The organism is Planococcus beigongshangi (genome assembly GCF_016820495.1).
Taxonomy (GTDB): Bacteria; Bacillota; Bacilli; order Bacillales_A; family Planococcaceae; genus Planococcus; species Planococcus beigongshangi.
The window spans coordinates 700664-725213 of sequence record NZ_JADHDU010000001.1 but is presented as its reverse complement, the minus strand read 5'-3'; the positions used below and the strand labels follow the sequence as shown (position 1 = coordinate 725213).

Sequence of the window (24550 nt, the reverse complement as noted above, 5' to 3'; positions counted from 1 at the left end):
CAATCTCTACACCTCATCCCAAGTCATTTGTATTGCTGATTATTTCTCTGTCTGAGTTTTGCGGAAAGCGGCAATGAAGAATCCGTCGCTTCCGAAATCCTGCGGAAACACTTGAACGAATCCTGTGTGCTTGATGCCCAGTGCCGCCGGCAGCGAAACCTGGATTTTCTCCATGTCCGGATGTGCCTTCAGAAACTTTTCAGCCGTCCCGCGATTTTCCGCGTTATCGACTGTGCACGTGCTGTAGACTAAAATTCCGTCAGGCTTCAGCAATTGGGCTGCCTGGTCCAGCAATTGGATCTGGATTTCCTGCAGCCTGTCGAAATCTTCTTCTTTTTTCGTGTATTTGATATCGGGCTTCCGTTTGATCACACCCAACCCACTGCAGGGTGCATCCACCAGCACACGGTCAAATTGTCCGGTGCCGAAACGCTCGACGCTCTTTTTGCCGTCTCCGGTTTCAGCGGTGATGACCGTATGCCCGAGACGTTCAGCTGATTCTTTTATCAGCTTCACTTTATGCGGATGCAGGTCCAGTGAATAAAGCTCGCCTTTATTGTTCAATTTTTCTGCAATATGCGTCGACTTTCCGCCGGGTGCTGCACACATATCCAGTACTTTCATCCCCGGCTCCAGCTGAAGTGCGTAGGAAGGGAGCATCGAACTCTCATCCTGGATCGTGATGAATCCCTTTTCAAACGTCGTAGTCCGGGCAGGCTGTCCGTTCGTCACAACGAGGCATTCCGGAATGATGTCACTCCTCACCGCTTCAAGTCCTTCGGATTCGAGCATCTCGATCGCTTCTTCCACTGTTGCCCGCACAGTATTCACGCGTACGGTCTGGTCCGGTGTCTTATTATTCTCGAGCGCCATTTCCCGCGTTTTTTCAAGACCGAACTGTTCTGCCCAGCGCTTGATCATCCAAGCCGGATGACTGGTTTCGATGGAAACTTTCTCAATCGGATCGGCTATCGTATTGAACGATCTGACGCCGTTCCGCTGCACCGAACGAAGAACGCCGTTTACGAGAGATGCCACACCTCCGTGACCGCGTCTTTTCGCAATTTCCACCGCTTCATGAACAACGGCATGAGAGGGGATGCGGTCCAGATAAACGATCTGATAGAGCGACATGCGGAGCAATGTCTTGACCCACGGTTCCACTTTGCCTTTTAAAAACGGTTCGAGGTAATAATCGAGCGTCATTTGATGCTGCAATGTGCCGTAAGTGATTTCAGTCAGCAATCCGCGGTTTTTAGCGGAAATGCCATAACTCTCAATAGTCTGATGCAGCAAAAGGTTGCTGTAAGCCTGTTTGTTTTCGACAGCCCACAAAATCGAGAAAGCTGCATCGCGGACATTGCCTTGCAATTTTTTATTTTTCATTCAAATAAATCTCCTGCCTGGATTTTGGGTCCTGTCAAATATTCTTTCGCCGTCATTCGTTTTTTGCCGGCCGGCTGCAATTCCGTAATTGCCAGAATGCCATTGCCTGTTTGGACGTGGATGGCATCATCCGTGAGGCGAATCACTTCGCCGGGACGCCCTGTCGCTGATCCTTCAACGGCTTCACTCCACCAGATTTTCATATTGCCGTTTTTAAAACTGGTATAGGCTACCGGCCATGGATGCAAACCGCGAACCTGATTATAAAGGTCTTCTGCTGAACGGTTCCAGTCCAGGCGTTCCTGTTCCCGTGAAATATTACGGGCAAACGTCACTTGCGACTCATCCTGAGGAATACGCTCGTTCGTGCCATTTATAATAGAAGGAAGTGTTTCTTTCAGCAATTCCATCCCTGCCGTACTGAGCTTATCGAACATCGACCCTGTATGATCTTCTTTTTCAATTGGCACCGTCGTCTGCGAAATGATATCCCCCGCATCCAGCCGATCGACCATATACATGATGGTGACGCCTGTTTCTTTCTGGCCATCGATAATCGCCTGATGGATCGGAGCTCCTCCCCGGTAGGCAGGCAACAGAGATGCATGCACATTGATCGCACCGAGTTTCGGCGTCTCCAGAATTTCAGAAGGCAGAATTTGCCCGAAAGCCGCAGTCACCACCAAATCCGCATTCAGATCCAATACGGATTGCAGCTCTTCCGGATTCTTCAATTTCTGCGGCTGATATACCGGCAATCCGAGGCGCAAGGCCTCTTCTTTTACCGGTGTAGGCGTCAATACTTTTTTGCGGCCAACCGGACGATCCGGCTGCGTCACAACAGAGATGACGTCGTATCCCTCATTAACGAGCATACGGAGGATCGGCACGGAAAAAGCCGGAGTTCCCATAAATACGATTCTGGTCAAATGGGCTCCTCCTCTTCTTCCTGCAAACGGATCATTTCATCCAGTTCTTCCTGCGTCACATATTTTGTGATTTTGCTGGTGAACAAAACGCCGTCCAGATGATCCATTTCGTGCAGGATCGCACGGGCTTCATAGCCTTCCGCTTCGAGTTCATACCACGAACCATCCCGTTCCTGCGCTTTGATCTTAATATGGTCATAGCGTTCAACTTCACCGAATATCCCCGGGAAGCTCAGGCATCCTTCGATGTCCGTGTCGGATCCCTCATATAATACAAGCTCCGGATTGATCATTTCAATCGGATCCTGCCCTTCGCGGAAGTCGACGATTGCGGCGCGAACCGCGGTGCCCACCTGCGGAGCTGCGATGCCCACTCCATCTGCTTCGATCATCGTTTCATACATATCATCCAATAGGACGGCCAGGTTCTTATCGAAATTCGTGATGGGTTCACAGACTTTTTCCAGCACGTCGCTCGGGTGTTTTACTATCGGTCTTATTGTCATCGGATTTCCTCTTTTCTTTACATCACCGAAGTCGGATTCATATCAATCGCAAGTGTCGCTCCTTTTTTCAGCCACTCAGAACGATAGATCTTGATCAATTGCTGCATCACTTCGGGCAGTTTCGTTTCTTTTTTGTATTTTATCAAACATTGATAGCGATATCTATTGTTGACGCGGGCGATCAGCGACGCCGAAGGGCCGATGATGATTGTCTGCTGGGACAATTGCGACCTGAGATACTCTACGGTCTGTTCAGCATATTCGGCGACAGTCATCAAATCTTCATGGGTAAACTGGATATTCACCACATAATAATATGGCGGATAGCCGCTTGCCCGCCGCATCGCCATTTCCTGGTCATAGAATGGTTCATATAATTGGTCTTTTGCTAAGGTGATGGCATAATGCTCCGGTGTGTATGACTGCACAAAAACCGTTCCCGGCAACACATCCCTGCCTGCCCGGCCGCTGACCTGCGTCAATAATTGATAGGTTTTTTCAGCCGCCCTGAAATCAGGCAAATGCAAAGTCGTATCAGCCGACAAGACACCGACAAGGGTGATATTCGGAAAATCCAGGCCTTTCGCAATCATTTGGGTGCCCAGTAAAATATCGGCTTTTCCTTCACCGAATGCGTTGAGTATCTTTTCATGCGCGCCTTTATTTCTTGTCGTGTCCACGTCCATCCGCAACACCCGCGCTTCCGGAACAAGTTTCGCCAGCTCTTCTTCCACTTTCTGGGTCCCTGTTCCAAAAAAGCGGATGTGTTCACTTTCACATTCCGGGCAGTTATGTGGCACCCGCTCGTCATATCCGCAATAATGGCATTTCATCATTTCACTCGCCCGGTGATATGTCAGGGAAATATCGCAGTTCGGACATTGCATGACCGTTCCGCAGTCCCGGCACAAAACGAAGGATGAATAGCCGCGTTTATTCAGGAATAATACCGTTTGCTCCTTTTTCTCCAAGCGGTCCCTTATGGCCTCAGCCAATTGGACCGAGAACATCGAGCGGTTGCCGGTTCTCAGCTCTTCACGCATATCGACAATATGAACAGCCGGCAACGGTTGGTTCCGCGCCCGTTTTTCAAGGACGAGCAGCTCATAGACCCCTTTTTGCGCTCTTGCATAGGATTCCAGTGATGGTGTGGCACTGCCCAAAATGACCGGGCAATTATGATGGTTTCCGCGCCAAATCGCTATATCACGTGCGTGATAACGCGGAGAATCATCCTGTTTATAGCTCGATTCATGTTCTTCGTCGAGAATGATCAGGCCGAGATTCTGAAACGGAGCAAAGATGGCAGATCTTGCCCCTACCGCAACTTTCACCTCACCCCGCTGGATCTTGCGCCATTCGTCGTACTTTTCACCGGCAGACAAGCCGCTGTGCAGCACAGCGACCATATCACCGAAACGTTCTTTGAAGCGAAGTGTCATCTGGGGTGTCAGGGAAATTTCAGGAACGAGCATGATGGCTTCTTTGCCTTCCTTCAATACCTGATCGATGGTCTGCAGATAAATTTCAGTTTTGCCGCTTCCTGTAATTCCGTGCAGCAGGAACGTCGTCGGTGAATTCAGCGACCGGTCGATTGCGTCGAACGCACGCTGCTGCGCTTCAGTTAAGATGAGATTTTCTTTTTTCTCCACTTCAGCCAGCATTTTCGGGTCACGATAGGTCTCCATATTCGAAAGAGTCGCGGCCCCTTTTTCCACCAAGCTGTATATTGCCGGCAGAGTCACTCCCGCCGCTTTCTGCAATTCGGAAGATTCGATGGCAAGGCCCGGATTTTTTTTCATGAAGGCCATCAGTTTCAACTGCTGCTTGGCATTCGGCCGTATGTCGATCTGCTCGAGTGCCTCTTCCGACTCAGCGATATGCACCATGCGCACCTTTTTCACGGCGGTCTGCTGCTGGATGTTCGTATCTGCATAAATCGTCCCTTTATCGAGTTCTTTCTTTATAAGAGCATAGACATCTTCCGCTTCCTGGCTGCGGATAAAGGGTTTATCGCCGAAATATGGATGAAGCCTGGAATCGATTTCTTCCAGAGCTCCATTTAACACAAACCGTTTTTCATATTTCGCACGCAGCGCAGCCGGAACCATCACCTGGAGTGCGTCGATTTCAAAACAGACCGTCTGCTCTTTCATCCACGAAGCCATTTGGAGCAATTCGCTGTTCAGCACCGGGACCACATCCATCAGTTCATGGATGGGTTTCAGGCGGCTTGGATCAAAATCGGACGATTCTTTGATATTGGTGATGAAACCGAGCACTTTTCTGTTTCCAAAAGGCACTTTCACCCGCATACCCGGCTCAGCCAAAGCTTCCAGCTTTTCTGGAATGGCATAGTCGAATGGCCGGTCAATCGGATGGGCAGCAACATCAACAATAACTTCAGCGATCATTTCGCATTTCCCTTTCGGCAATAAGCTTCAGTAATTCACGTGCCAATTCCTGTTTCGGAAGAAGTTCGAACGCTTTTTCAAACTCCTGCTTGCCGTAAACGGTCACACGGTTCGTATCGGATTCAAACCCCGCCTGTGCCTCCGTGACATCATTGGCAATGATATAATCCGCATTTTTCCGTTCCAGCTTACTTTTCGCATAATGGCTGACATCATTCGTCTCAGCGGCAAAACCGATCAGCACCTGGCTGGATTTCTCCGAACCCAGATACTGAAGTATATCCGTTGTCCGCTCTAGTTCTATCGATGAATCGCCTTCCTGTTTCTTCATCTTCCGATCGTGCAGCGTTTTCGGCCGGTAATCCGCTACCGCTGCAGTTTTGATAACAAAATCACTTGTCTCGAATTCAGCCTTCACAGCCTGGAACATCTCTTCGGCACTTTCGACAGAAATCCGTTTTACGCCTGAAGGCACAGGCAATGACACCGGACCGCTGATCAAAATCGTTTCAGCCCCCAGTTCAGCTGCCGCTTCCGCCATCGCATAGCCCATCTTGCCGCTTGAAAAATTCGTCAAGAAGCGGACGGGATCGATGCGTTCGCGCGTCGGCCCAGCCGTCACTACGACTTTTTTGCCTTTCAACAGCTGTTCACGGCTTAAAAAGCCTGTAACCAATTCCGTAATTTTCTCAGGTTCTTCAAGACGCCCTTTACCGACATAACCGCATGCCAAAAATCCTTCCGACGGCTCAATGAAGCGGATCCCGTCATCATGCAGCTGCGCAATATTGCGCTTTACAGCAGGATGGTTGTACATATGGACGTTCATCGCCGGGGCAATCCAGATCGGTGCCGTCGCCGCCAGCAAAGTGGTCGTGACCATATCATCACCGATGCCATTCGCAAGTTTCCCGATGACATTGGCTGTCGCCGGGGCCACGATGATCAGGTCCGCCCAGTCGGCAAGATCGATATGGGCAATTACCGATGAATCCTTTTCATCAAACGTATCATAAAAGACATCATTTCTGGACATGACCTGGAACGTCAGCGGCTGGACAAACTGGCGAGCCGATTCAGTCATGATGACTTTCACTTCCGCTCCTGCCTGAGACAGTTTACTGACAAGTGCAACCGCCTTATAAACAGCGATCCCACCGCTCACGCACAATAGAATTTTGCGTTTTGCCAACAATGCAAACACCCTTTCTAAACAACAAACTCCCAAAGAACAAAGTTGCTCTGGGAGTCGTCAATTGTCATTAATGGTTAAATTTCGTCATCGTAGATTGCAGATTCATCCTGGCGCTCTTGAGTCAAAGCACCTTCTGCGATTTCTTCAAGCGCTTTACCGACAGGTTTGGCTGAAGTGTAGCTCTCCAATTTGTCGTCGCCATGTTCGTGCAATTGGCGGGCCCGCTTGGAAGCAAGGGCTACCAAAGAGTATTTTGAATCAATACGGCTTTTTAATTTATCAACTGATGGATATAACATCATGCATTCTCCTTTAGCATATCAAAATATCTTTTTTCAACACGTTCACGCTTGCAATGTTCTGCAATGATAATGGCATTGATCCGGTCACAGGCATTTTCGACTTCGTCATTTTCAACCACATAATCGTAAAGGTTCATCATTTCAAGTTCCTGTCTTGCTGCACTGAGGCGTGATGCGATTACTTCATCGGACTCTGTGCCGCGCCCAACAAGACGTTCTTCAAGTTCCGTGAGGCTTGGCGGAGCCAAAAAGATGAACAGCCCATCAGGCACCTTATCGCGCACTTGGGCAGCGCCCTGTACTTCGATTTCCAGGAACACATCCCGGCCGGCATCGCGCATTTTGTTGACATACTCCAATGGCGTGCCATAATAATTCCCCACAAATTCCGCGTATTCAAGCAGCTGATCCCGTTCGATCAGCTCTTCGAACTCCGTACGCGTCTTGAAGAAATAATCCACTTCGTCCAATTCGCCCTCACGCGGCGAACGTGTCGTCATCGAGATGGAATATTCGTAATTCGTATCCGGCTGTGAGAACAGCTCTTTTCTGACTGTGCCTTTTCCGACCCCGGAAGGTCCTGATAGCACGATCAGCAGTCCGCGTTGTCCGCGTTGTTTTCTCATTTCATTACCCACCTTAACCACCGCCAATACATCCGGTCTATATTCTTCGTTTTGTAACTAACTGTCTTATTATATCATAATACACGCTGAAAATGATAAGATGGAACAAAACGATTTGAAAGAGGGATTTTCATGGCATTTGATGGATTATTTACAAAAGCGATGACCACCGAACTGCAGCAATTGGTCAGCGGCAGAATTTCAAAAGTTCATCAGCCCAACCAGCTTGAACTATTGCTTCACATACGCGCACAAGGAGCCAACCATAAATTACTGATATCGATCCACCCGTCCTACTCCCGGATCCATCTCACAAAAGAGGCCAATATCAATCCATCCGAGCCTCCGATGTTCTGCATGCTGCTCCGCAAACATATCGAGGGAGGTGTCATTACAGAAATTTCCCAGCACGGGATGGACCGCCTCATCATCCTGAAGATCAAGGCGAAAAATGAAATCGGCGATGACATCGAACGCGAACTGCACGTCGAAATGATGGGCCGCCATTCGAACGTCATCCTTGTCGACGCCGAACGCATGATGATCCTCGACAGTTTGAAACATCTGCCGCCGAGCGTAAACTCGTTCCGGACGATTTTGCCCGGGCAGACGTATGTATTTCCGCCGTCCCAGGATAAAAAAGATCCCTTTACATACAGCGATGCATTATCGACTCTGGACGAAAAAGGAATCGTCAGCACGTTTGCCGGATTTTCCCCGCTGACTGCCCGCGAACTGCATCACCGCTTCTCAGGCACCGAAGATAAAAAAACCGCCGCAGAAAACTTCCTGCAGGATTTCAGTAAGGATTCACCCGGCGGCTATTACGTCGAGCACGAAGGCAAAAGCTATTTTTCTGCAACACCCCTTACCCATATTGCCGGTGCCGGATTGACTTACCAGAACCTGGGTGAATTGCTTGACCGCATGTATTTTGCAAAAGCTGAACGCGACCGCGTCAAACAGCAGGCAGGCGATCTGGAACGCTGGCTGCAGAACGAAATTTCAAAACTCAAACTGAAGTTGAAGAAATTGAAAAAAGAACAGGACCAGGCCGAAAAGCGTGACCAGCTCCAATTGAACGGCGAACTCCTCATGGCGAATATCCATCGCATACAAAAAGGCATGAAGGAAATCGAAGTCGACAACTATTATAATGAAGAAAAAGTGCTGATTCCTTTGGATCCGCGGAAAACTCCCATCGAAAACTCCCAAAAGTTCTATTCGCGTTACCAGAAAGCCAAAATCGCTGTGGTGAAAACGCAGGAGCAGATCGATAAAACCGAAGAGGACATCTCTTATTTTGAGACATTGATGTCACAGGTGCAGCAGGCAGGCATTTCCGATATTGAAGAAATCCGCGAAGAACTGGCTGAGCAGGGTTATATGAAAGCTCAAAAATCGAAGAAAAAGAAAAAGCCGGTGAAACCTTCCGTGGAACCCTACGTTTCAAGCTCGGGAATCCCGATTTCAGTAGGCAAAAACAATAAACAGAATGATTACGTGACCTTTAAAGTTGCCGCGAAATCCGACACTTGGCTCCACACAAAAGACATTCCCGGTTCACATGTCATCATCCATCATCCGGAACCGGACGAAACGACGATTATGGAAGCTGCGACCATTGCCGCCTATTTCAGCAAAGCGCGTGAGTCGTCTTCAGTCCCCGTGGATTACACGGAAGTGCGCCAAGTGAAAAAGCCGAATGGCGCCAAGCCCGGATTCGTCATTTATTTTGAACAGAAAACCGTTTTTGTGACGCCGGATGAAGAACTCGTCATTAAATTAAAGAAATAACTCATGAACTGCCGCCCTGATTTAAGGGCGGCTGTTCTTCTTTACATAATATAATTATTTTATTCTAAATTGATTTAATCTTCTGCGTTTTGGAAAAGCGGCTTCATATATTGCCCTTCCTTCTGCTTAATGCTATGTTTTTAAAGGATTAAAAAAATATAGGGGGTTTCTTCATCATGTTGAAAAATAAAAAATTTTTTCCGCTTGCTTCATTGATTGCTTCGTCCCTGCTGGTCCTTACGGCGTGCGGCGGAAATTCAGACGATGATACATCTGAAAACACGACTGCCTGGGATGAAATTCAGGAAGAAGGCAAATTGACTGTTGCTACGTCCGGAACATTGCTTGCGACTTCTTTCCACGATTCAGAGTCCAACGAGTTAACAGGTTTTGAAGTGGAAGTCGCCCGCGAAGTTGCGGAGCGCCTCGAGCTAGATATCGATTTCAAAGAAATGGGCTTTGATGAAATGCTGACAAGCGTTCAGACAGGCCAGGTTGATATAGCTGCAAACGATATAGAAATCTCCGAGGACCGTGAGAAGGAATTCATCTTCTCCACGCCTATCAAATATTCATACGGCACTGCTGTTGTACGTAAAGATGACCTTTCCGGCATCTCTTCACTTGAAGACCTGGAAGGCAAAAAAGCTGCCGGTGCCGCCACTTCCATCTACATGGAAATCGCCCGTGAAAACGGTGCAGAAGAAGTGACATACGATAACGCGACAAATGAAGTCTATCTGCGTGACGTGTCCATCGGCCGCACGGATGTCATCTTGAACGACTATTACCTGTCCACATTCGGCGTAGCCGCATTCCCGGAATTGAACATCACGATCCATCCGGACATCAAGTATTTGCCATCACAAGTCGGGCTGGTCATGAATAAAGACAATGATGAACTGGCTGAAAACGTTGATCGCGTCATCGATGAGATGCTGGAAGACGGCACCATCACTGAAATTTCAAAAGAATTCTTCGGCGGAGCAGATGTTTCTGTAGAAGTAGATATTGAAGAATAGAAAAGCGGCAACGAAAAGATAGACCAAATGAAATTTGGGATATCTCTTTGCGACAAAGCGCAAAGCGCTGGTGGAGCACAGAGAGTTTTAACGAAATCACTTTGGTATGACCCGAAGAGCTGGGCCGTTGGAGTCTGGACATTAGAAAAGCGGCAACGCCCGTTAAGCTCTGAATGTCATAAGACAGAGCAGCGCAGCGGTCCTGACCGCGCAGCTGAGCTGGCTTATGACCGAATATTGAAGGAGGGATTCGATGAACGATATACAATGGGAGTTATTATTCGATCCGGTACTCGCGATCGAATCCCTCCCTTACGTACTTGAAGGAATATGGTATACGCTGCTCATTTCAATCGTCAGTATGCTGGGGGGACTCATCATCGGCTTTTTCCTGGCACTCGCCAGAACATCGCCGCTGAAGATTCTGCAATGGCCCGCACGGCTGTATATATCGTTCATGCGGGGCGTTCCGATTCTTGTCATCCTGTTTCTCCTTTATTTCGCATTGCCGGTCATCGGCATCGAATTTACAGCAGTCCAGGCAGCTTTGATCGGATTCACCATCAACTCAGCCGCCTATATAGCGGAAGTTTTCAGATCTGCCCTGGCATCCGTCGATAAGGGGCAATGGGAATCTTCGACGGCTCTCGGCCTCACCTATTGGCAGACAATGCGCCGCATCATCCTTCCCCAATCGGTGAGGATTGCGGTGCCGCCATTATCCAACGTCTACCTCGACCTTATCAAAGCTTCTTCACTCGCCGCGATGATCACAGTGCCGGAAATTTTCCAAAAAGCCCGCATCATCGGCGGCCGGGAATACGATCTGCTGACATTATTGATTTTGGTAGCGCTGATCTACTGGGCCATCTGTTCGGTCATGACCGTGCTGCAGAATTATCTTGAAAAGCGGTATGCGGATTATCTATAAAAGATTGAAAGGCAGCCTCGAAATTTTTGTGGCTGCCTTTTTTATGTGGAATGAAAAATGTTTTTGTATGGAATAAATATACATTTGTAAATTATAAGTACATCGCAAATATTTTATCAGCGATTATTTTGAGTTTATCAGCGATTTTTCAGGGTTTATCAGCGATTATTTTCGGTTTATCAGCGATTATTCCCCCTTTATCAGCGATTCTCAAGGAAATCATTGTTCGGACAACTCCAACTCTTTATAGTAGCGATCGACAATGGGAAAAATATCCGGCTCTGTATAATAATATGTTCCTTCGATTTCATTCAGTGTAAAATTGAACGCTTCTTCACCGTCGAAAAGAGATACACTATACCGCCAGCCTTCCCGCTTTTCCTGATCAGCTTCCGGAATAAACATGATATCGTCAATCGAAGCAAGAAATCCATCCATTTTTTCCTTGTCTACCAATGTTTTACTATAGCCTGTCGAGCCATCCTGGATGGTGATTTTATCAGCAGTCTGAATCCCTGCTTCCAAATATAATTCTTCCAATGATTGTGGTTCCGCATCTGTGCAAGCCGTCATCGCCAGCAAACTCACTATTAAAATCAACACCAGACCTCTTCGCAACATCTCCCACTCCCTTCAAATAATCATTTGATTACTGTTATAGACGGGGATGCACTGAGATAGTTACAAATGATGAAATGGCTGCCACAAAATTGTGACGGCCATTTTTATTTAGTTTATCGTCGATTTTCTTCGGTTTATCGTCGATTCTACCTTCTTTATCGTCGATTTGCTCTCTTAACCTTAAATCCATTTCCCAGCATCATCGCCACCCGCCGTAAACATCACTTCCCATGAATGTCGGTCGATATACTGGAAACTTCAGGTATACATCTATTCATTCTCTTGAAGCAGATCCGCCGGAAGGTATACATGAATTTCTTTCGCCTGAAGTATGCCGGAAACCTCTGAAATAGCCTGCGCCTGAAATTATTTTTCACATTGCGGAAGGCGCCTGTACGCCTAACAACCGCAAGCTCTCCTCCAAAACAACCGTAACGGCGGAGACGAGCGCCAAACGCGCTTCCCTCTCGGAATCTTCTTCCAGCACTTTAACGTGGCTATAGTATTTATTGAAATCCTGCGCCAGCTCTACAGCAAATTTTGCAATAACAGAAGGCTCGCTTTGCTGATAGCTTTTCAGCACAGCATCCGGAAAAGCCATCAGTGTTTTGATCACTTCCCAGCTGTGGGGGTCATCCAATCCTTCAGGCGTCAGGGTTTCCGGCGCCACGCCCGACTTCCTCAGGATCGAACAGCCCCGGGCATGCGTATATTGCACGTAAGGCCCCGTCATTCCTTCAAAACGGAGCATATCCTCCAGTGAAAATTCGACATTATTCTGGCGTTCGGTTTTCAGGTCATGGAAAATGACCGCACCGACCCCGACCATTTTTGCAGTTTCTTCTTTATTTGAAAGTGCCGGATTTTTATCGTTGATATTCTTTTCTGCAAGCTCGATCGCTTCCTTCAGCACCTGGTCCAATAAAACCACTTTGCCTTTTCTCGTCGACATCTTCTTCCCTTCTTTCAAGATAAAACCGAACGGAATATGCTTCATGTGGCGGGCCCAGTCAAAGCCCATTTTCCCGAGCGTCAAAAACAATTGCCTGAAATGAAGCGTCTGCTCCTGGCCGACAACATACAGCGATTCCGCAAATTGATAATTCTCTTTCCGGTACAGGGCAGCTGTCAAATCGCGCGTGCCGTAGAGCGTAGCGCCGTCGCTTTTTCGGATTAAAAACGGCGGCAGATTGTGCTCGGCCAGATCAACGACTTCTGCCCCTTCTGATTCGACGAGCAGGTCCTTTTCCTTCAGCAGCCTGATAGTCGCTTCCATTTTGCCATTATAAAACGCTTCGCCCGAGTAGGAATCGAATTCGACTCCGAGCAGCTCGTAGATTTTGCTGAATTCCTTCAATGATTCATCTTTGAACCAGGTCCATAACTCCTCTGCTTCGGCGTCGCCGTCTTCCAATTTCTTAAACCACATCCGGGCTTCTTCTGCCAGCGTTGTTTCGTGTTCCGCTTCTTCATGGAACTTAATGTACAGCGCCAGCAATTCCGGAATCGGATTTTCTTTTACCCGACTTTCCTCGCCCCATTTTTTATAAGCGACGATCAATTTTCCGAACTGAGTGCCCCAATCACCGAGGTGGTTAATCTTTACAGCTTTAAAACCGACTTTCTCCACAATTTTCGCCATGGAATTGCCGATGACCGTTGACCTTAAATGCCCCATCGAAAATGGCTTGGCGATATTCGGCGACGAAAAATCGATCGTGATATTTCTCCCTTGCCCGATATCATTCTTGCCGTATTCCGCCTGTTCCTTCAGGATCGTTTGCATTACCTGTCGGCTGGCTGTCTTTTTATCCAGAAAACAATTGACGTACGGACCCTCCGCAACCACTTTTTCAAAATCCGGATGCACCAAATGTTCCGCCAGCTCCTGTGCAATTTTTTGGGGAGCCTGTCTCTTCAGCTTCGCCAATGAAAAACAAGGAAAAGCCAAATCGCCTTGATTGCCGAATTTCGGCTTTTCCACCAGCTCCATCACTGTTTCAACAGCAAGTAACCCTCCCAGTTTTTTATGGATTTCTTCAGCAAACAATTGACTGTAGTTCATTCCGATTTCCCCCATTTTCATCAAAATAAAAAATCCCGCCTCTAATCGAAATTAGAGACGGGATTTCCCGCGGTACCACTCTGATTGCCCATTACGGGCCAGCTTGAAACGGTAACGGCGTCGGCCGACCAGCCCTACTGAACGTTCAGGCGGTTTCTCAGATATGCGCTTCAGTATATTCCGGCCGCCGGGCTCGCACCATCCCCCGCTCGCTTTCGCCTTCCCCATACCTACTCTTATCTTCATAGAATTTCATGTATTTTTGTTATCTTACCGATTTCCATTATTTGTGTCAAGCTGCTTTTCAAGCTTCTCATATTTCAGTATAAAAGGAAGAAGCAAGGAATCCGCAGCTATTATCAGCAGCAGCGGCATCACAATCGATGAATTTTCCATGAAAATGAAAACAACGATCACCGGTACCAGCAGCAACATTACAGCCATTAGCCGTGAAGCATTGGCGACTTTATGCTCAGTTCCGCAATTCCGGCACGTAACCGGTTGAAAGGCAAACCAGAGAGATTTAAAAATTTGTCCCCATGCAAAAGGGGTTCTGCAATGTTCACATTTCTGGATCATCGGTTCTCCCCTGACAGGCCATCGACGTATTGTTTCGCTTCCAACAGGGAGTAACCGAATGCTTCCCTGGCTTCTTTCACAGCCTGTACATTCTTTCCTTCTTTCAGCAATTCACGCAGGCGGCCATTGACAGCCGGCTCTTCATAAGCGTCACCACTCTGCAGCTTCTTCACTTCAGCAGTTAGTTTAGAGATTTTCCTATCCATCATTTCGAATTTTTTCTGAACCGAATTATAGAAAACAAACGCGAATAAAACCGCTGCTGAGGCAATTATCAAAAACCATGACTGATCCATATCAGTTCCCCCTCTCCTCTCTTCAGATCAAGTGTTTTTCCATTTTTCATGCCCTTTGTGATAAAGCATTTTCATGTCTTCGTCCGGAACCAGGGCACCGCCTGTCGCCCACGCAATGTGGGTTGCATCGGCAGCATCAAACCAACGGCTCTCCAGATACTCGGTAGCAGCGAGCCGGGAAGGCCCCAGCAAGCCGGCAGCAGCTGAAGGCTCCACGTAAATTCCGTCTCCATCTGCAAGCAGCGCCAGCAATTTGAATAACTCCTCATCTTCCAGTGTGTAAATACCGCTCACCAATTTTTCACTGATGGAAGAGGCAAAACTCGAAGGCCTGCCGACTGCGAGCCCATCACCTTCCGTCTGATTGTCGATGCCGAAATCCTGTACGCAGACTTTTTCCTTTTCGCCGGTCATCAGCCCGATCAATACGGCAGGTGAATGCGTCGGTTCCACAAAAAAGCAGTGGACCGCATCCCCATAAATTTGTTTCAAACCAAATGCAATGCCCCCGGGTGCCCCTCCGACACCGCATGGCAGATAGACGATCAGCGGATGATCCGCATCCACCTGAATATCCAAAGCACCGAGTTGCTCCTTCAATCTGAAAGCGGCCGTGCTGTAGCCGAGGAAAAGATGCTTCGAACTTTCATCATCGACAAAATATGCTTTCGGATTCTCTTTGGTCTGCTTGCGCCCTTCCAGGATCGCTTCTCCGAAATCACCTGAAAATTCGTGGACGATCGCGCCTTTAGCCCGCAGCAAATCCTTCTTCCAGCTTTTTGCGTCTGACGACATATAAACCGAAACCGAAAAACCGAGTTTCGCGCTGATGATCCCGATGCTGAGGCCTAAATTGCCCGTCGATCCCACACCTATCGAGTACTGGCTGAAAAACTCCCTGAATTCGGCGCTTCCGAATTTACTGTAATCGTCATCTTCCTTGACCATCCCTTGGTCCAATGCCAATTGCTCTGCAAAATGAAGCACTTCATAAAATCCTCCACGGGCTTTGATCGATCCCGCAATCGGCAGATCGTTATCACATTTAAGCAATAGTTTCCCGGAGATAGGAGTCTCATATTTTTCTTGAAGAATTTTTTTGGTGCCTGCAATTTCCTTCAAAGGCGATTCGATGATTCCGCCGGCTTCAGCCGTTTCCGGAAATGCCTTCGACAGAAATGGCGCAAATCTGTGCCAAAGTTCTTCAGCCTGCTGCATCTCCTCTTTTGAAACGGCAAACTCGCTACTCGTTGTTCCTTCTTGCAGCTTGGGGTTCAGCCAGAACACCGGCTGAAAATCCATGATATCTGTCAATAGAGGAAATTGCTGCTGCCAATCCGTGAGTTGATGTTGAGTAAACGCCATTGGAATCATCCTTTCTGCTATATGACTGCTTCTACTCACATCATACAGGAAAAAAACAATCTTTTCAGTTTTCTCCCTGCCGCTCTTCTTTATTTCCTGAGCCTGATAGTGAAAGCCATGTAACGAAAATCAGCATGATGATGGTGCCTGCCAGCTGCACGGGAGCCAGGTACTGGCCGAACCAGAGAGCCGTGATGATCATCGCAGTCAAGGGTTCGAATGCAGACAGAATACTTGTTTCGACAGGCGATATGAAACGCATGCTGCTCAGGAATAGGACGAACGCCAATGTCCCGATGATGATGACTGCAAAAATCCCGATGGATACCCCCGGTTCTGCCAATAGCGGCCAATCTGGCGACAGGAACAAAGGATTGATCATCCCTAGGAATATGCCGCCGAACAGCATTGACCAGCCGACAATGAGCAGCACGCCCCATTCCGCCATTAAGCGGCCAGGATAAAGGGTATAAAAAGCGAATGTGATACCGACCATCAATCCCCAGAAAAGAGCCGGCCCGCTGATTGTCAGTTCATCGAGCCTGCCATTCGTGAGCAGCAGGAAAAGACCGGCAAGTGTTCCCGCCATCCCTACAATCTGATATATCGGCGGAAACTTTTTATGTTGCAGCGATATGAAAATAATGATGTAAAGTGGTGCCAAGAACTGAAACAAGGTGGCGACTACTGCGTTGCTCGATTCAATGGATGACACAAAACTGAACTGGACCCCGAGCATGCCGAGCACTGAAAAGATCAGTAATTGCCGGACCCAAATACCGCCCTGAAACACGGAAAGGATTTTGACTTTCCTCATTTTCAGGAAAGCAAGGAGCAACATACCTGCGATGATCAGCCGCAGCGTCAGCATGAACGAAACCGATATCCCGTAGACGCCCATGATCCATTCCATCAGCGGACCCGTAGCTCCCCAAAGAGCCGCTCCGCTCAGTATCATTCCAATTCCTTTCAACCGATTCATAAGAACCCTCCTTCTCCTGTTTAAGCAATTCATAGGATCGGTTCAAGAAAGTCCTCTGATACTTCATTTTTCCTTGTGGCTTGTGCTGAGCAGATTCTTAAGTATGATAAAAAATTTCATTCTTTATAAGAACTCAGATAGTCGTCTTCCAGCTCAAGAAGCGTCAAGCCGGTGACGGCTGTAAAACTTTCTTCGAAATTGCGGGATTCTTCGACCGCGTCAATAAGCTGCGTGATGACTTCTTCTCCGAACTCTTCGGCAAGGAACTTTAGTGCATAATAGCTCTGCGAATATGGACTCGCAAGTGACGCTGAAAATGCCGCTTCCCATTGTCCCGGACTGTGCAATTCCGCAAAAGGGACGCTCTGGAAATGCGGTGGATATACACGTTCCGGATCATTGCCTGCATATTCAGCCAATCCCTCTATAAACCACATCGGATAACGGTTTGCGTTCGATACTTTGCGGTAAAATGCATAATGGTTGTACTCATGCAGGAGAATCTGCCGAAAACTGTAGAGTGCAAGTTCATCTGCTGCCAATAAAACTTCTTTCCCTGAATTATGTATAGCGATGATTTTTTGGAAATCTGAATAATAGGCATCTTGCACTTCACGCATCTGGAAGCCGTTCATCTCCATAAAATTCTCATAAACCAGCAAATCGACCGGAACTTCTTCTGTCTTTCCAAGAAGTTCCTCATTCCTCTCGATGGCCATATCCAAAACCTCTTTCGTAAGCGGCAGCAACTCTGAGAAATTCTCTTCATAATAGATGGAAATGTGCCGGTGATCTTCCCGCATGGAAGATGCTTTCAGCTCTCTGACACTTTCACCTTCTGCCTTTCCGGTGATAAAACCTTTCATCGTCTGGACATAGGTAAGATCTGTGCCAAGAGGCTCTACTGCCACCTTATAGACAATATAACTTCCTCCCAGCATGATTAAAAACAGGGTGGATAATACGATCGTTGAAATCAACAGGATTATTTTTGTGGATTTTTTCATGCAACGCTCCTTTTCCTTACATGTCCTTTAGTATCTGCCTACCATTGTATCAATTAAATCCAGATAAAATAGAACAAGTTTGAATTTTCCACTTATAAATGAAACGATCAGGTCAACACCTGAAGGAGGCAGATTGCCAATGCTCACAATCACCACTTTTCTAGCAAGAAAAAATTTAAGTTACTACCAGGAAAACAAAGATTCTGCAGAATCATATTTTGTTGCAATCACTTCAGAAGATGCTCCGGCAGTGATTCAGTCATTTTCATCCCGTGATATAGACCGCGCTTTATACGGTGCAATTACTATTCAAGCGGCACAAAAATACGTTACTACTTTTGCAGATTGGGATGATTTGGATTTACTTTGGACCGGCTTCGTAACGATGGTGCTGGATTATCTGAAAAATAATAAGTATGGAACTGCCGACTTGTCACTGAACGGATTGGAATGGTCGTTGAACAGAATTCAGACTCAGCCGAAAAATCTGCTTTCATTCCATGCAAAACGTCCTAATGCTCATTATGATGGCCGAACAGGGACCCCTGCCTCAATTGAAACAAAGGCAACCCTGGATGAAACCGAATTTCTGCATGAGCTTTTAGACAGTGCCGGTACATACCTATCCTTTAGGGAAAAAGATACGCGGACTCAGAATTTAATTGTTTTTAAAGAACGCTTTATAAAAGTGAAGCATCTTGTTTTAGAGCTAGGACTAACGAAATGATTAGAGGACGCCAAGCAGCAACCTCTAATAATCTCCATTTATTTCCCTCAACATTTCTTAATAGCAATTACAGCAGCGAACATAAGGAGATACACGATCGAGACCAACAACGAAAAAGTTCCATATCCCAGGTCCAGCAGATAGTTCATACCAAAAAACGGTGTGATGAACAGGAGATATAATGGATATTGAATGGAAGCTATTGCATCAAGGGCCATGTTATTCATCACAGTTTCTTCCAGCATTTTAATGCCAAATACAAGTAAGCCTGACAGGAAACCGGCCATTAAGATTCCTTTTGCCCTTTTATGGTATTTAGCCTGAAAAAGCATACGTTTGATACCAGCCAGAAATGCCAGCAGCAATAAACTGGCTGCCAATAGATTGATGAATGTCAGATGGGAATCCGGATGCTTGAGTGATGGAATCAGATTTATGGAAAAAGCGAGCAGATACGAACTTATCAGCCATACATAAATCTTGGACGTCATTCTATCATCTCCTTCCCTACCCCCACCACATGGCCGTCACGATAATCGACCAAACCGATGCACTCAATCCTGCGATGAATAGCAACACGGCGATGGGTTCCAGATATTGATAAGCCGGCTGCCTTTTCTTGAATGAACGGAATATCAAAAAAGCTGTAAGCAAATACAGCAGAAATCCCAATCCTGTCAATGCGGTCAGGTAATAAACTGGCCAAATCGGTATAAAGTGTTCGGATAAAAAATAAGCTATCGATTGCCCAAACACACTGAAGATAGTTGCCAGCAAAAAACTGCCGATCAGGAAACCGTAAAACGTTTTCATCCTCTCACCTCTTCCTGTTTATTCGTTTAAAAAGCATCACCAAAACAAATGGATATCATTTTCCCCTTATCTTTTCCAAATACTTCAGATGAAGCATAGCCTCTTCCAATTCAAATGAACTGAACCAGCGATAATTTGACTCGTCAATGATTCGAAAATGCTGACTGACGACATTCTGCTGGAGCTTAAATCCGCCACGATTTTCTATTTCCTTCCACCAGATTTTTCCACCCATCGTTCTCATGACAGGCTGCTCAATATTGTTGAAAGTGATCAGCCGTACGACCTCCAATCCATCATCTCCCAGTCCGTTGCGCAGGATTTCACTCTGCTCAAATAATGCTATGCACGTCACGACCACGTTCCAGCCGGCTGCCACTCTGCCTTTTTCAATCTGGATCAAAGTCTTTTTGGAAATCCCGAGAATCTTCGACATTTCTTCCTGCGAAAATTCCTTTTCCAACCGGATTAACCTTATTTTCTGGGATACGATATCCACCAGTTCTTCCTGGTTCATTCCATCACCTCCATTCTTTTTTATTTGTTTTTGATACAATGAAACATTCCGGGATAACCCGTTCAAATACTTCGGGCTTTTCTAAGGGAGGAAAAAGCGGCAAAAAGGAACAGCAAGGATAGGAAAGAAATGATACTTGCCGTAATCAGGAAGTCGCCTGTAAATAATTCGATTCCATACCACGGGGTTATGAATAATGCTACAAATGGTGTTGCCCAAAAAGCATCCAAAACTTGTACATTAACAAGAATCGTCAGCACTGAAAAAAATAAAGTCAGCAGCCAGAACATCCCGAAAAACTTCATTGCCGCTTGGTCTTTAACCCATATAACCACCGCATACACGAAAGTCCAGATTGCAGCATATATAAAAGTGATCCCTGCATTTTTGACGGTCGGCGGATCTCCCATCAATGCGTTTGGGAAATTCAGGACAAGACAGACAATAAACGTGATAACTATCAACAAAATCGATAAAGCTACTCGTTTCTCCATTCAGCTCCCCCATTTAAAAAAAAATAACATTCTTTTGATAGTGTAATTTTACACCTAAAGTGTAAAATATACAACTCGGAAAAATAAAGAAGGAAAGAGGAGGAAATTCCTCCCCTTTCCTTCTTCATTAAGAATTCCAACTTTTTATCAAGATGCTTCTCCAGACCCGCCTATCAACTTCTCCAGTTCTTCTTCAATCCGCTTCACATCATACCGTTCAAACAGCGGCTTGATGTCCGCTATCTTTTCAGTTCCACAAGGCACATAATGCCAATTCAATTTCTCCATCCCTAACATGCCTTTTACTTTTTCCGTTGAAAACGGCAGGAACGGATTCAATAACTGGATGACATTCGTGATGATCACCATGCAATTGGCGATGGTTCGATCACATGAAACCTTGTTCTCTTTTAATTCCTTCCACGGTTCTTTTTCGTCAAAGTATTTATTGGCATAGCGAATGAAAGCGAAAATCTCTTCAATAGCCAGTTTCAGATAACCTTCTTCTATTTTTTGGCCAACGCTCGCATACAGGGCTTCGATCCTGCCTTTAATTTCCGGATCAATTTCCGCCTGCGGAATGATTCCTGCATAGCTTTTCTCGACGAATTTAAGCGTCCGGTTGATGAAATTGCCGTACGCCCCCAACAGTTCACCGTTATGGCTGTAGATGAATTCCCTCCAGGAAAAATCCGTATCGCGGTTTTCCGGTGCATTGATGGCCAGGAAATAACGGATGGAATCCGGATCATACCGCTCCAGGATATCCGGCACCCACACCGCCCAGTTTTTGCTCGTCGATATTTTCCGCTTTTCGAGTGTTAAGTATTCATTGGAAACGATGTGGGTCGGCAAGCCTGCAACTCCGATCCCTTTTAGAATGGCCGGCCAGATGATGGTATGGAACGGAATATTGTCTTTGCCGTGCACATAATAAGCGGTCGTATCTTCCTGCCAAAACGGGCCGTCATCCTGCTGATTTTCTTCAGCCCACTGACGGCTCGCTGAATAATAGCCCGAAACCGCTTCAATCCACACGTACACTTTCTTGTCTTCGTAGCCTTTCACCGGCAATGGGACGCCATTCGGCAAATCCCGCGACACCGCCCGGTCCAGCAATCCTTCCTTCAGATACCGTTCAGACAAGTGGATGGCATTTTCACGCCAGGCATCCTGTTGCTTTGCTCCATTGACATAAGCCTGCAGCTCTTCCTGGAAGGCACTCAGCTCGAAATAGAAATGCTCCGTTTTCTTGACGGCCGGACGGTTCCCGCAAATCTTGCATGTCGGTTCCAATAAATCCAGCGGGTCCAGAATGGTGGAACAATTATCGCACTGGTCTCCGCGGGAAGGGTGGGAACAGACCGGACAGATGCCTTCCACATAACGGTCCGGGAGAAACTGCCGGTCATGCTCACAATACATCTGATCAATCTCTTTCTTATAGATATGGCCATTCTCCATTAAAGTTAAAAATATGCGCTGGACCGTTTCATGGTGAAACGCGCCGTCCGTCCGCGTATAAAGGTCGTACGTGAAACCCAGCTTTGAAAAGTTATTTACGAACTCCTGATGGTAATGGTCTGCAATTTCCTTGATGGTCCTGCCTTCCTGGTTCGCCAGGATGGCAATCGGCGTGCCGTTGCAGTCGCTGCCGGATACATACAGCACCTTCTCCCCTTTCAGCCGGTGATACCTGGCCAGTATATCCCCCGGCAATAATGCCGCGATATGTCCTAAATGCAGAGAGCCGTTCGCATAGGGCCATGCCCCTCCAATAAATACACTCATCTTTTCCATTCCTCCTTAACATATAAAAAACCCCGTCTTTATCCGAAATCGATAAAGACGGGGTTCGCCCGTGGTTCCACTTTAATTTGCCGCCAACTCACATTGACAGCCTCAACAAGTACAAAGCCGCTGCTCCTATACTGTGGTTTTGATAACAAGTACCAACACTTGTCGCATCCTACTGGTTCCATAAAGGAACGTTCAAACCGAAGCTCCGAGACCATTTTTCGATTGCGCATTTTTGCTTCTTTTCAGCTGCCGAAGCTCTCTTGGAAAAATGCAGTCAATCTACTTTTCTCATCAACGCCTGATTATTTATTTAGAATAGTATATCTCTTGCAAGGACTTATTACAATAACAAGCAATAAAGATAATCGAAAAACCGAATCTTATTTTCGAATTGAAGTACTAATTTCGCTTTTAGCTTCTCCTCTGATCCAGGGTTTAAGATCCCATATATAATACTGTCAGTCCACTCGTTCTTATACAGTTTGCAGCTCGTTTAATCCTTGATTATGACGCATGCTTAACTCGATCATCTTGGTTAAAAGATAGTGGTGAAAACGAAAATTAATAACTATGCGTCAGGAGTTTGAAAACCTTGAATGTTATTGTTGTTCCTCGAGTTGCTTTATTCTTTTTTCTAACTTTTCAACTTTGGTCGTATTAAGTATTGCTATAGCTAAAATCAGCATTATTAAAGAAAATAAAAATATCGTCTCCATAAGTTCTCCTCCTTGCATTTCATTATTTTCAACTGGATATAAATAGAAAAAACGAATAATTCATTCATTTTAGTATAGCAATCGTTCTTAAGAATAAAAACCTGTTACTAAAATCAGTGCTATACAAATAAATGGCGTTCGCAAAACTATCCCTTTCCGAACACTGCATAAATCTGAAATGTCTAAAGAACATCCGTGAACGCATCAGCCGGATTTACGAACGTTCGCAGTTCTGCTTACACGTTTACGAACGGCCATTGGATGTTTCCCCAATGAAAAGGATCTCACCAGTAATTTTTCTGATGGGATCCTCTTCATGTTTCTTTATTAAATGCGGCTCAGCAATTTTGCCGCAGCCATCAATACAAGTCCAGTCAGCACATACAACCACCATTCGAGCTGAATGATCGGACCGAATTCAGGAATCAGCCACGCCAGCAGCATGATGATACCGAAAGCAGCTGCGCCGAATGCGCCTGCTTTGACATATTCCATCGTCCGGCTTTTTTTCGGACGGAAGAGAGTCGAACGCACCATTTTGAAAATCAGACAGACTGCGATAAACGCAACAAAGGATACGGTTGTCAGGAGAAGCAGGATGTTGCCCAGTGAGATCGCTGTGTCCACTTCAGTGAAAAATGACAGCAGGATATAGACTACACCATACGCGATACTGAACCAGCCAGCGAGAGACAAAAGCTGGGAAATGATGAATACCGCTGCATTGCGCTTTTTCTCCCTCGGTAAGGCTTCTATCACCTCATCTGCATAATCCTGGGGTCTGTCGCCGAATAACTCCTTGCCAGATTTTCCATCTGCCTGCGATTCCAGCAGATGGTCCAGCAAATCCATCAATACTTCTTCGCCTGCCTGCTCATCGACCCGCAGATCCGTTCGGATGTAAAGCAGGAATTCTTCATACAGAGCCAGGTTTTCGTCATTCAGCAATTCACGTTTCCCATTATTTTCTTCGATCAATGTTGCTGCTGTCCTCATCCCTATTCACTCCTTTTCAATAGGTTGCTTACCGGTGTTGCAATTTCTTCCCATTCAGCCGCAATCTGCCTCAGCTCATCCCTGCCGCTCTCCGTCAAAAAATAATATTTCCGGTTCGGTCCTGATGCTGAAGGTCTCATTTCCCCCCGAATGAAACCATTTTTCTGCAGCCGCAATAAAACAGGATAAATCGTTCCGTCGCTGATGTCCGGCAACCCGATCTTTTGCAGTTTTTGCGATAATTCATAACCATACACCGCTTCCTCTTCCACTACCGCCATGACACAGGCATCAAGCACTCCCTTTAACAACTGGCTTCTCAGCGCCAATGCGTCCACCTCTTCCAGTACTCGGTCTAACAAGATAGTTGGTAAAAATTTAACTACCTTGTCTTACCAAGTAGTTAACCAAAGTATAAAACTGTCTAAATTTATTGTCAATAGATTTATGATGCGTATTTCTGA

General features: G+C 46.5%; 25 protein-coding genes and 2 other annotated features. Of the genes, 4 read left to right on the top strand and 21 right to left on the bottom strand.

Annotated features, from left to right (window positions below; translation table 11 throughout):
- Positions 1-39: 39 nt before the first annotated feature.
- From rsmB to gmk, 7 genes are all read right to left on the bottom strand, one after another.
- The gene (gene rsmB / locus IQ294_RS03395; protein WP_203332591.1) at positions 40-1386 is read right to left on the bottom strand and encodes a 16S rRNA (cytosine(967)-C(5))-methyltransferase RsmB; all 1347 of its coding nucleotides are present in this window, start codon (positions 1384-1386) and stop codon (positions 40-42) included.
- The gene (fmt, locus tag IQ294_RS03390; protein WP_203332590.1) at positions 1383-2315 is read right to left on the bottom strand and encodes a methionyl-tRNA formyltransferase; all 933 of its coding nucleotides are present in this window, start codon (positions 2313-2315) and stop codon (positions 1383-1385) included. The genes rsmB and fmt overlap by 4 nt, the downstream gene beginning before the upstream one ends.
- On the bottom strand, positions 2312-2821 hold the full coding sequence (def, locus tag IQ294_RS03385) for a peptide deformylase (RefSeq protein WP_203332589.1): 510 nt from the start codon (positions 2819-2821) through the stop codon (positions 2312-2314). Before def ends, fmt begins: the two co-directional genes overlap by 4 nt.
- A gap of 17 nt (positions 2822-2838) precedes the next feature.
- On the bottom strand, positions 2839-5235 hold the full coding sequence (gene priA, locus IQ294_RS03380; protein ID WP_203332588.1) for a primosomal protein N': 2397 nt from the start codon (positions 5233-5235) through the stop codon (positions 2839-2841).
- The gene (gene coaBC / locus IQ294_RS03375; RefSeq protein ID WP_203332587.1) at positions 5225-6430 is read right to left on the bottom strand and encodes a bifunctional phosphopantothenoylcysteine decarboxylase/phosphopantothenate--cysteine ligase CoaBC; all 1206 of its coding nucleotides are present in this window, start codon (positions 6428-6430) and stop codon (positions 5225-5227) included. The genes priA and coaBC overlap by 11 nt, the downstream gene beginning before the upstream one ends.
- Positions 6431-6504: 74 nt before the next feature.
- Positions 6505-6729 (bottom strand): DNA-directed RNA polymerase subunit omega, encoded by a 225-nt coding sequence (gene rpoZ / locus IQ294_RS03370; protein ID WP_203332586.1) that lies wholly within the window; start codon positions 6727-6729, stop codon positions 6505-6507.
- Positions 6729-7358 carry a guanylate kinase gene (gene gmk / locus IQ294_RS03365; protein WP_203332585.1) on the bottom strand — a complete coding sequence of 210 codons (630 nt, stop codon included), beginning with the start codon at positions 7356-7358 and terminating at the stop codon, positions 6729-6731. Before gmk ends, rpoZ begins: the two co-directional genes overlap by 1 nt.
- A 132-nt stretch (positions 7359-7490) precedes the next feature.
- Here gmk and IQ294_RS03360 point away from each other — a divergent pair, with 132 nt between their 5' ends.
- From IQ294_RS03360 to IQ294_RS03350, 3 genes are all read left to right on the top strand, one after another.
- Positions 7491-9155: an Rqc2 family fibronectin-binding protein gene (locus tag IQ294_RS03360; protein WP_203332584.1), complete on the top strand. Its 1665-nt coding sequence runs from the start codon at positions 7491-7493 to the stop codon at positions 9153-9155.
- A 176-nt stretch (positions 9156-9331) separates the two neighbouring features.
- Positions 9332-10177 carry a transporter substrate-binding domain-containing protein gene (locus IQ294_RS03355; protein WP_203332583.1) on the top strand — a complete coding sequence of 282 codons (846 nt, stop codon included), beginning with the start codon at positions 9332-9334 and terminating at the stop codon, positions 10175-10177.
- Positions 10178-10430: 253 nt separating this feature from the next.
- Positions 10431-11108 (top strand): amino acid ABC transporter permease, encoded by a 678-nt coding sequence (locus IQ294_RS03350; RefSeq protein WP_203332582.1) that lies wholly within the window; start codon positions 10431-10433, stop codon positions 11106-11108.
- A gap of 219 nt (positions 11109-11327) precedes the next feature.
- On the opposite strand, the gene IQ294_RS03345 is transcribed toward IQ294_RS03350, so the two are convergent.
- The 7 genes from IQ294_RS03345 to IQ294_RS03315 form a co-directional block, all read right to left on the bottom strand.
- On the bottom strand, positions 11328-11708 hold the full coding sequence (locus IQ294_RS03345; protein WP_203332581.1) for a hypothetical protein: 381 nt from the start codon (positions 11706-11708) through the stop codon (positions 11328-11330).
- A 394-nt stretch (positions 11709-12102) separates the two neighbouring features.
- Positions 12103-13794, bottom strand: a complete 1692-nt coding sequence (argS, locus tag IQ294_RS03340) for an arginine--tRNA ligase (protein WP_203332580.1) — start codon at positions 13792-13794, stop codon at positions 12103-12105.
- Between the two features lie 50 nt (positions 13795-13844).
- Positions 13845-14049 (bottom strand) — a binding site (T-box leader).
- A gap of 15 nt (positions 14050-14064) precedes the next feature.
- Positions 14065-14373 carry a TIGR04104 family putative zinc finger protein gene (locus IQ294_RS03335; RefSeq protein WP_203332579.1) on the bottom strand — a complete coding sequence of 103 codons (309 nt, stop codon included), beginning with the start codon at positions 14371-14373 and terminating at the stop codon, positions 14065-14067.
- A complete protein-coding gene (locus IQ294_RS03330) occupies positions 14370-14669 on the bottom strand; it encodes a hypothetical protein (protein ID WP_203332578.1) in 300 nt (99 codons plus the stop codon). The genes IQ294_RS03335 and IQ294_RS03330 overlap by 4 nt, the downstream gene beginning before the upstream one ends.
- 27 nt (positions 14670-14696) lie before the next feature.
- Positions 14697-16034: a D-serine ammonia-lyase gene (gene dsdA / locus IQ294_RS03325; RefSeq protein WP_203332577.1), complete on the bottom strand. Its 1338-nt coding sequence runs from the start codon at positions 16032-16034 to the stop codon at positions 14697-14699.
- Positions 16035-16098: 64 nt separating this feature from the next.
- Positions 16099-17016 carry a DMT family transporter gene (locus IQ294_RS03320; RefSeq protein ID WP_203332576.1) on the bottom strand — a complete coding sequence of 306 codons (918 nt, stop codon included), beginning with the start codon at positions 17014-17016 and terminating at the stop codon, positions 16099-16101.
- 116 nt (positions 17017-17132) lie between these two features.
- Positions 17133-18023 carry a peptidase MA family metallohydrolase gene (locus IQ294_RS03315; RefSeq protein WP_203332575.1) on the bottom strand — a complete coding sequence of 297 codons (891 nt, stop codon included), beginning with the start codon at positions 18021-18023 and terminating at the stop codon, positions 17133-17135.
- A gap of 139 nt (positions 18024-18162) precedes the next feature.
- On the opposite strand from IQ294_RS03315, the gene IQ294_RS03310 reads away from it, so the two are divergent.
- Positions 18163-18750, top strand: coding sequence for a hypothetical protein (locus tag IQ294_RS03310; RefSeq protein ID WP_203332574.1), 588 nt, complete (start codon positions 18163-18165; stop codon positions 18748-18750).
- A 47-nt stretch (positions 18751-18797) separates the two neighbouring features.
- Here the strand turns inward: IQ294_RS03310 and IQ294_RS03305 are convergent, their stop codons facing one another.
- The 7 genes from IQ294_RS03305 to IQ294_RS03275 all read right to left on the bottom strand — a co-directional run bounded on the left by IQ294_RS03305 (position 18798) and on the right by IQ294_RS03275 (position 24415).
- The gene (locus IQ294_RS03305) at positions 18798-19241 is read right to left on the bottom strand and encodes a hypothetical protein (protein WP_203332573.1); all 444 of its coding nucleotides are present in this window, start codon (positions 19239-19241) and stop codon (positions 18798-18800) included.
- A 16-nt stretch (positions 19242-19257) separates the two neighbouring features.
- Positions 19258-19563 carry a hypothetical protein gene (locus IQ294_RS03300; RefSeq protein ID WP_203332572.1) on the bottom strand — a complete coding sequence of 102 codons (306 nt, stop codon included), beginning with the start codon at positions 19561-19563 and terminating at the stop codon, positions 19258-19260.
- A 55-nt stretch (positions 19564-19618) separates the two neighbouring features.
- Positions 19619-20080 (bottom strand): helix-turn-helix transcriptional regulator, encoded by a 462-nt coding sequence (locus IQ294_RS03295; RefSeq protein ID WP_203332571.1) that lies wholly within the window; start codon positions 20078-20080, stop codon positions 19619-19621.
- A 62-nt stretch (positions 20081-20142) separates the two neighbouring features.
- Positions 20143-20574 (bottom strand): hypothetical protein, encoded by a 432-nt coding sequence (locus IQ294_RS03290; protein WP_203332570.1) that lies wholly within the window; start codon positions 20572-20574, stop codon positions 20143-20145.
- A gap of 147 nt (positions 20575-20721) precedes the next feature.
- Entirely contained in the window at positions 20722-22365 is a 1644-nt protein-coding gene (metG, locus tag IQ294_RS03285) for a methionine--tRNA ligase (RefSeq protein WP_203332569.1), read from the bottom strand.
- 50 nt (positions 22366-22415) lie between these two features.
- Positions 22416-22678: a binding site (T-box leader), on the bottom strand.
- Positions 22679-23417: 739 nt separating this feature from the next.
- The gene (locus tag IQ294_RS03280; RefSeq protein WP_203332568.1) at positions 23418-24086 is read right to left on the bottom strand and encodes a DUF1129 family protein; all 669 of its coding nucleotides are present in this window, start codon (positions 24084-24086) and stop codon (positions 23418-23420) included.
- A gap of 2 nt (positions 24087-24088) precedes the next feature.
- Positions 24089-24415: a PadR family transcriptional regulator gene (locus IQ294_RS03275; protein ID WP_203332567.1), complete on the bottom strand. Its 327-nt coding sequence runs from the start codon at positions 24413-24415 to the stop codon at positions 24089-24091.
- Between the last annotated feature and the right edge of the window lie 135 nt (positions 24416-24550).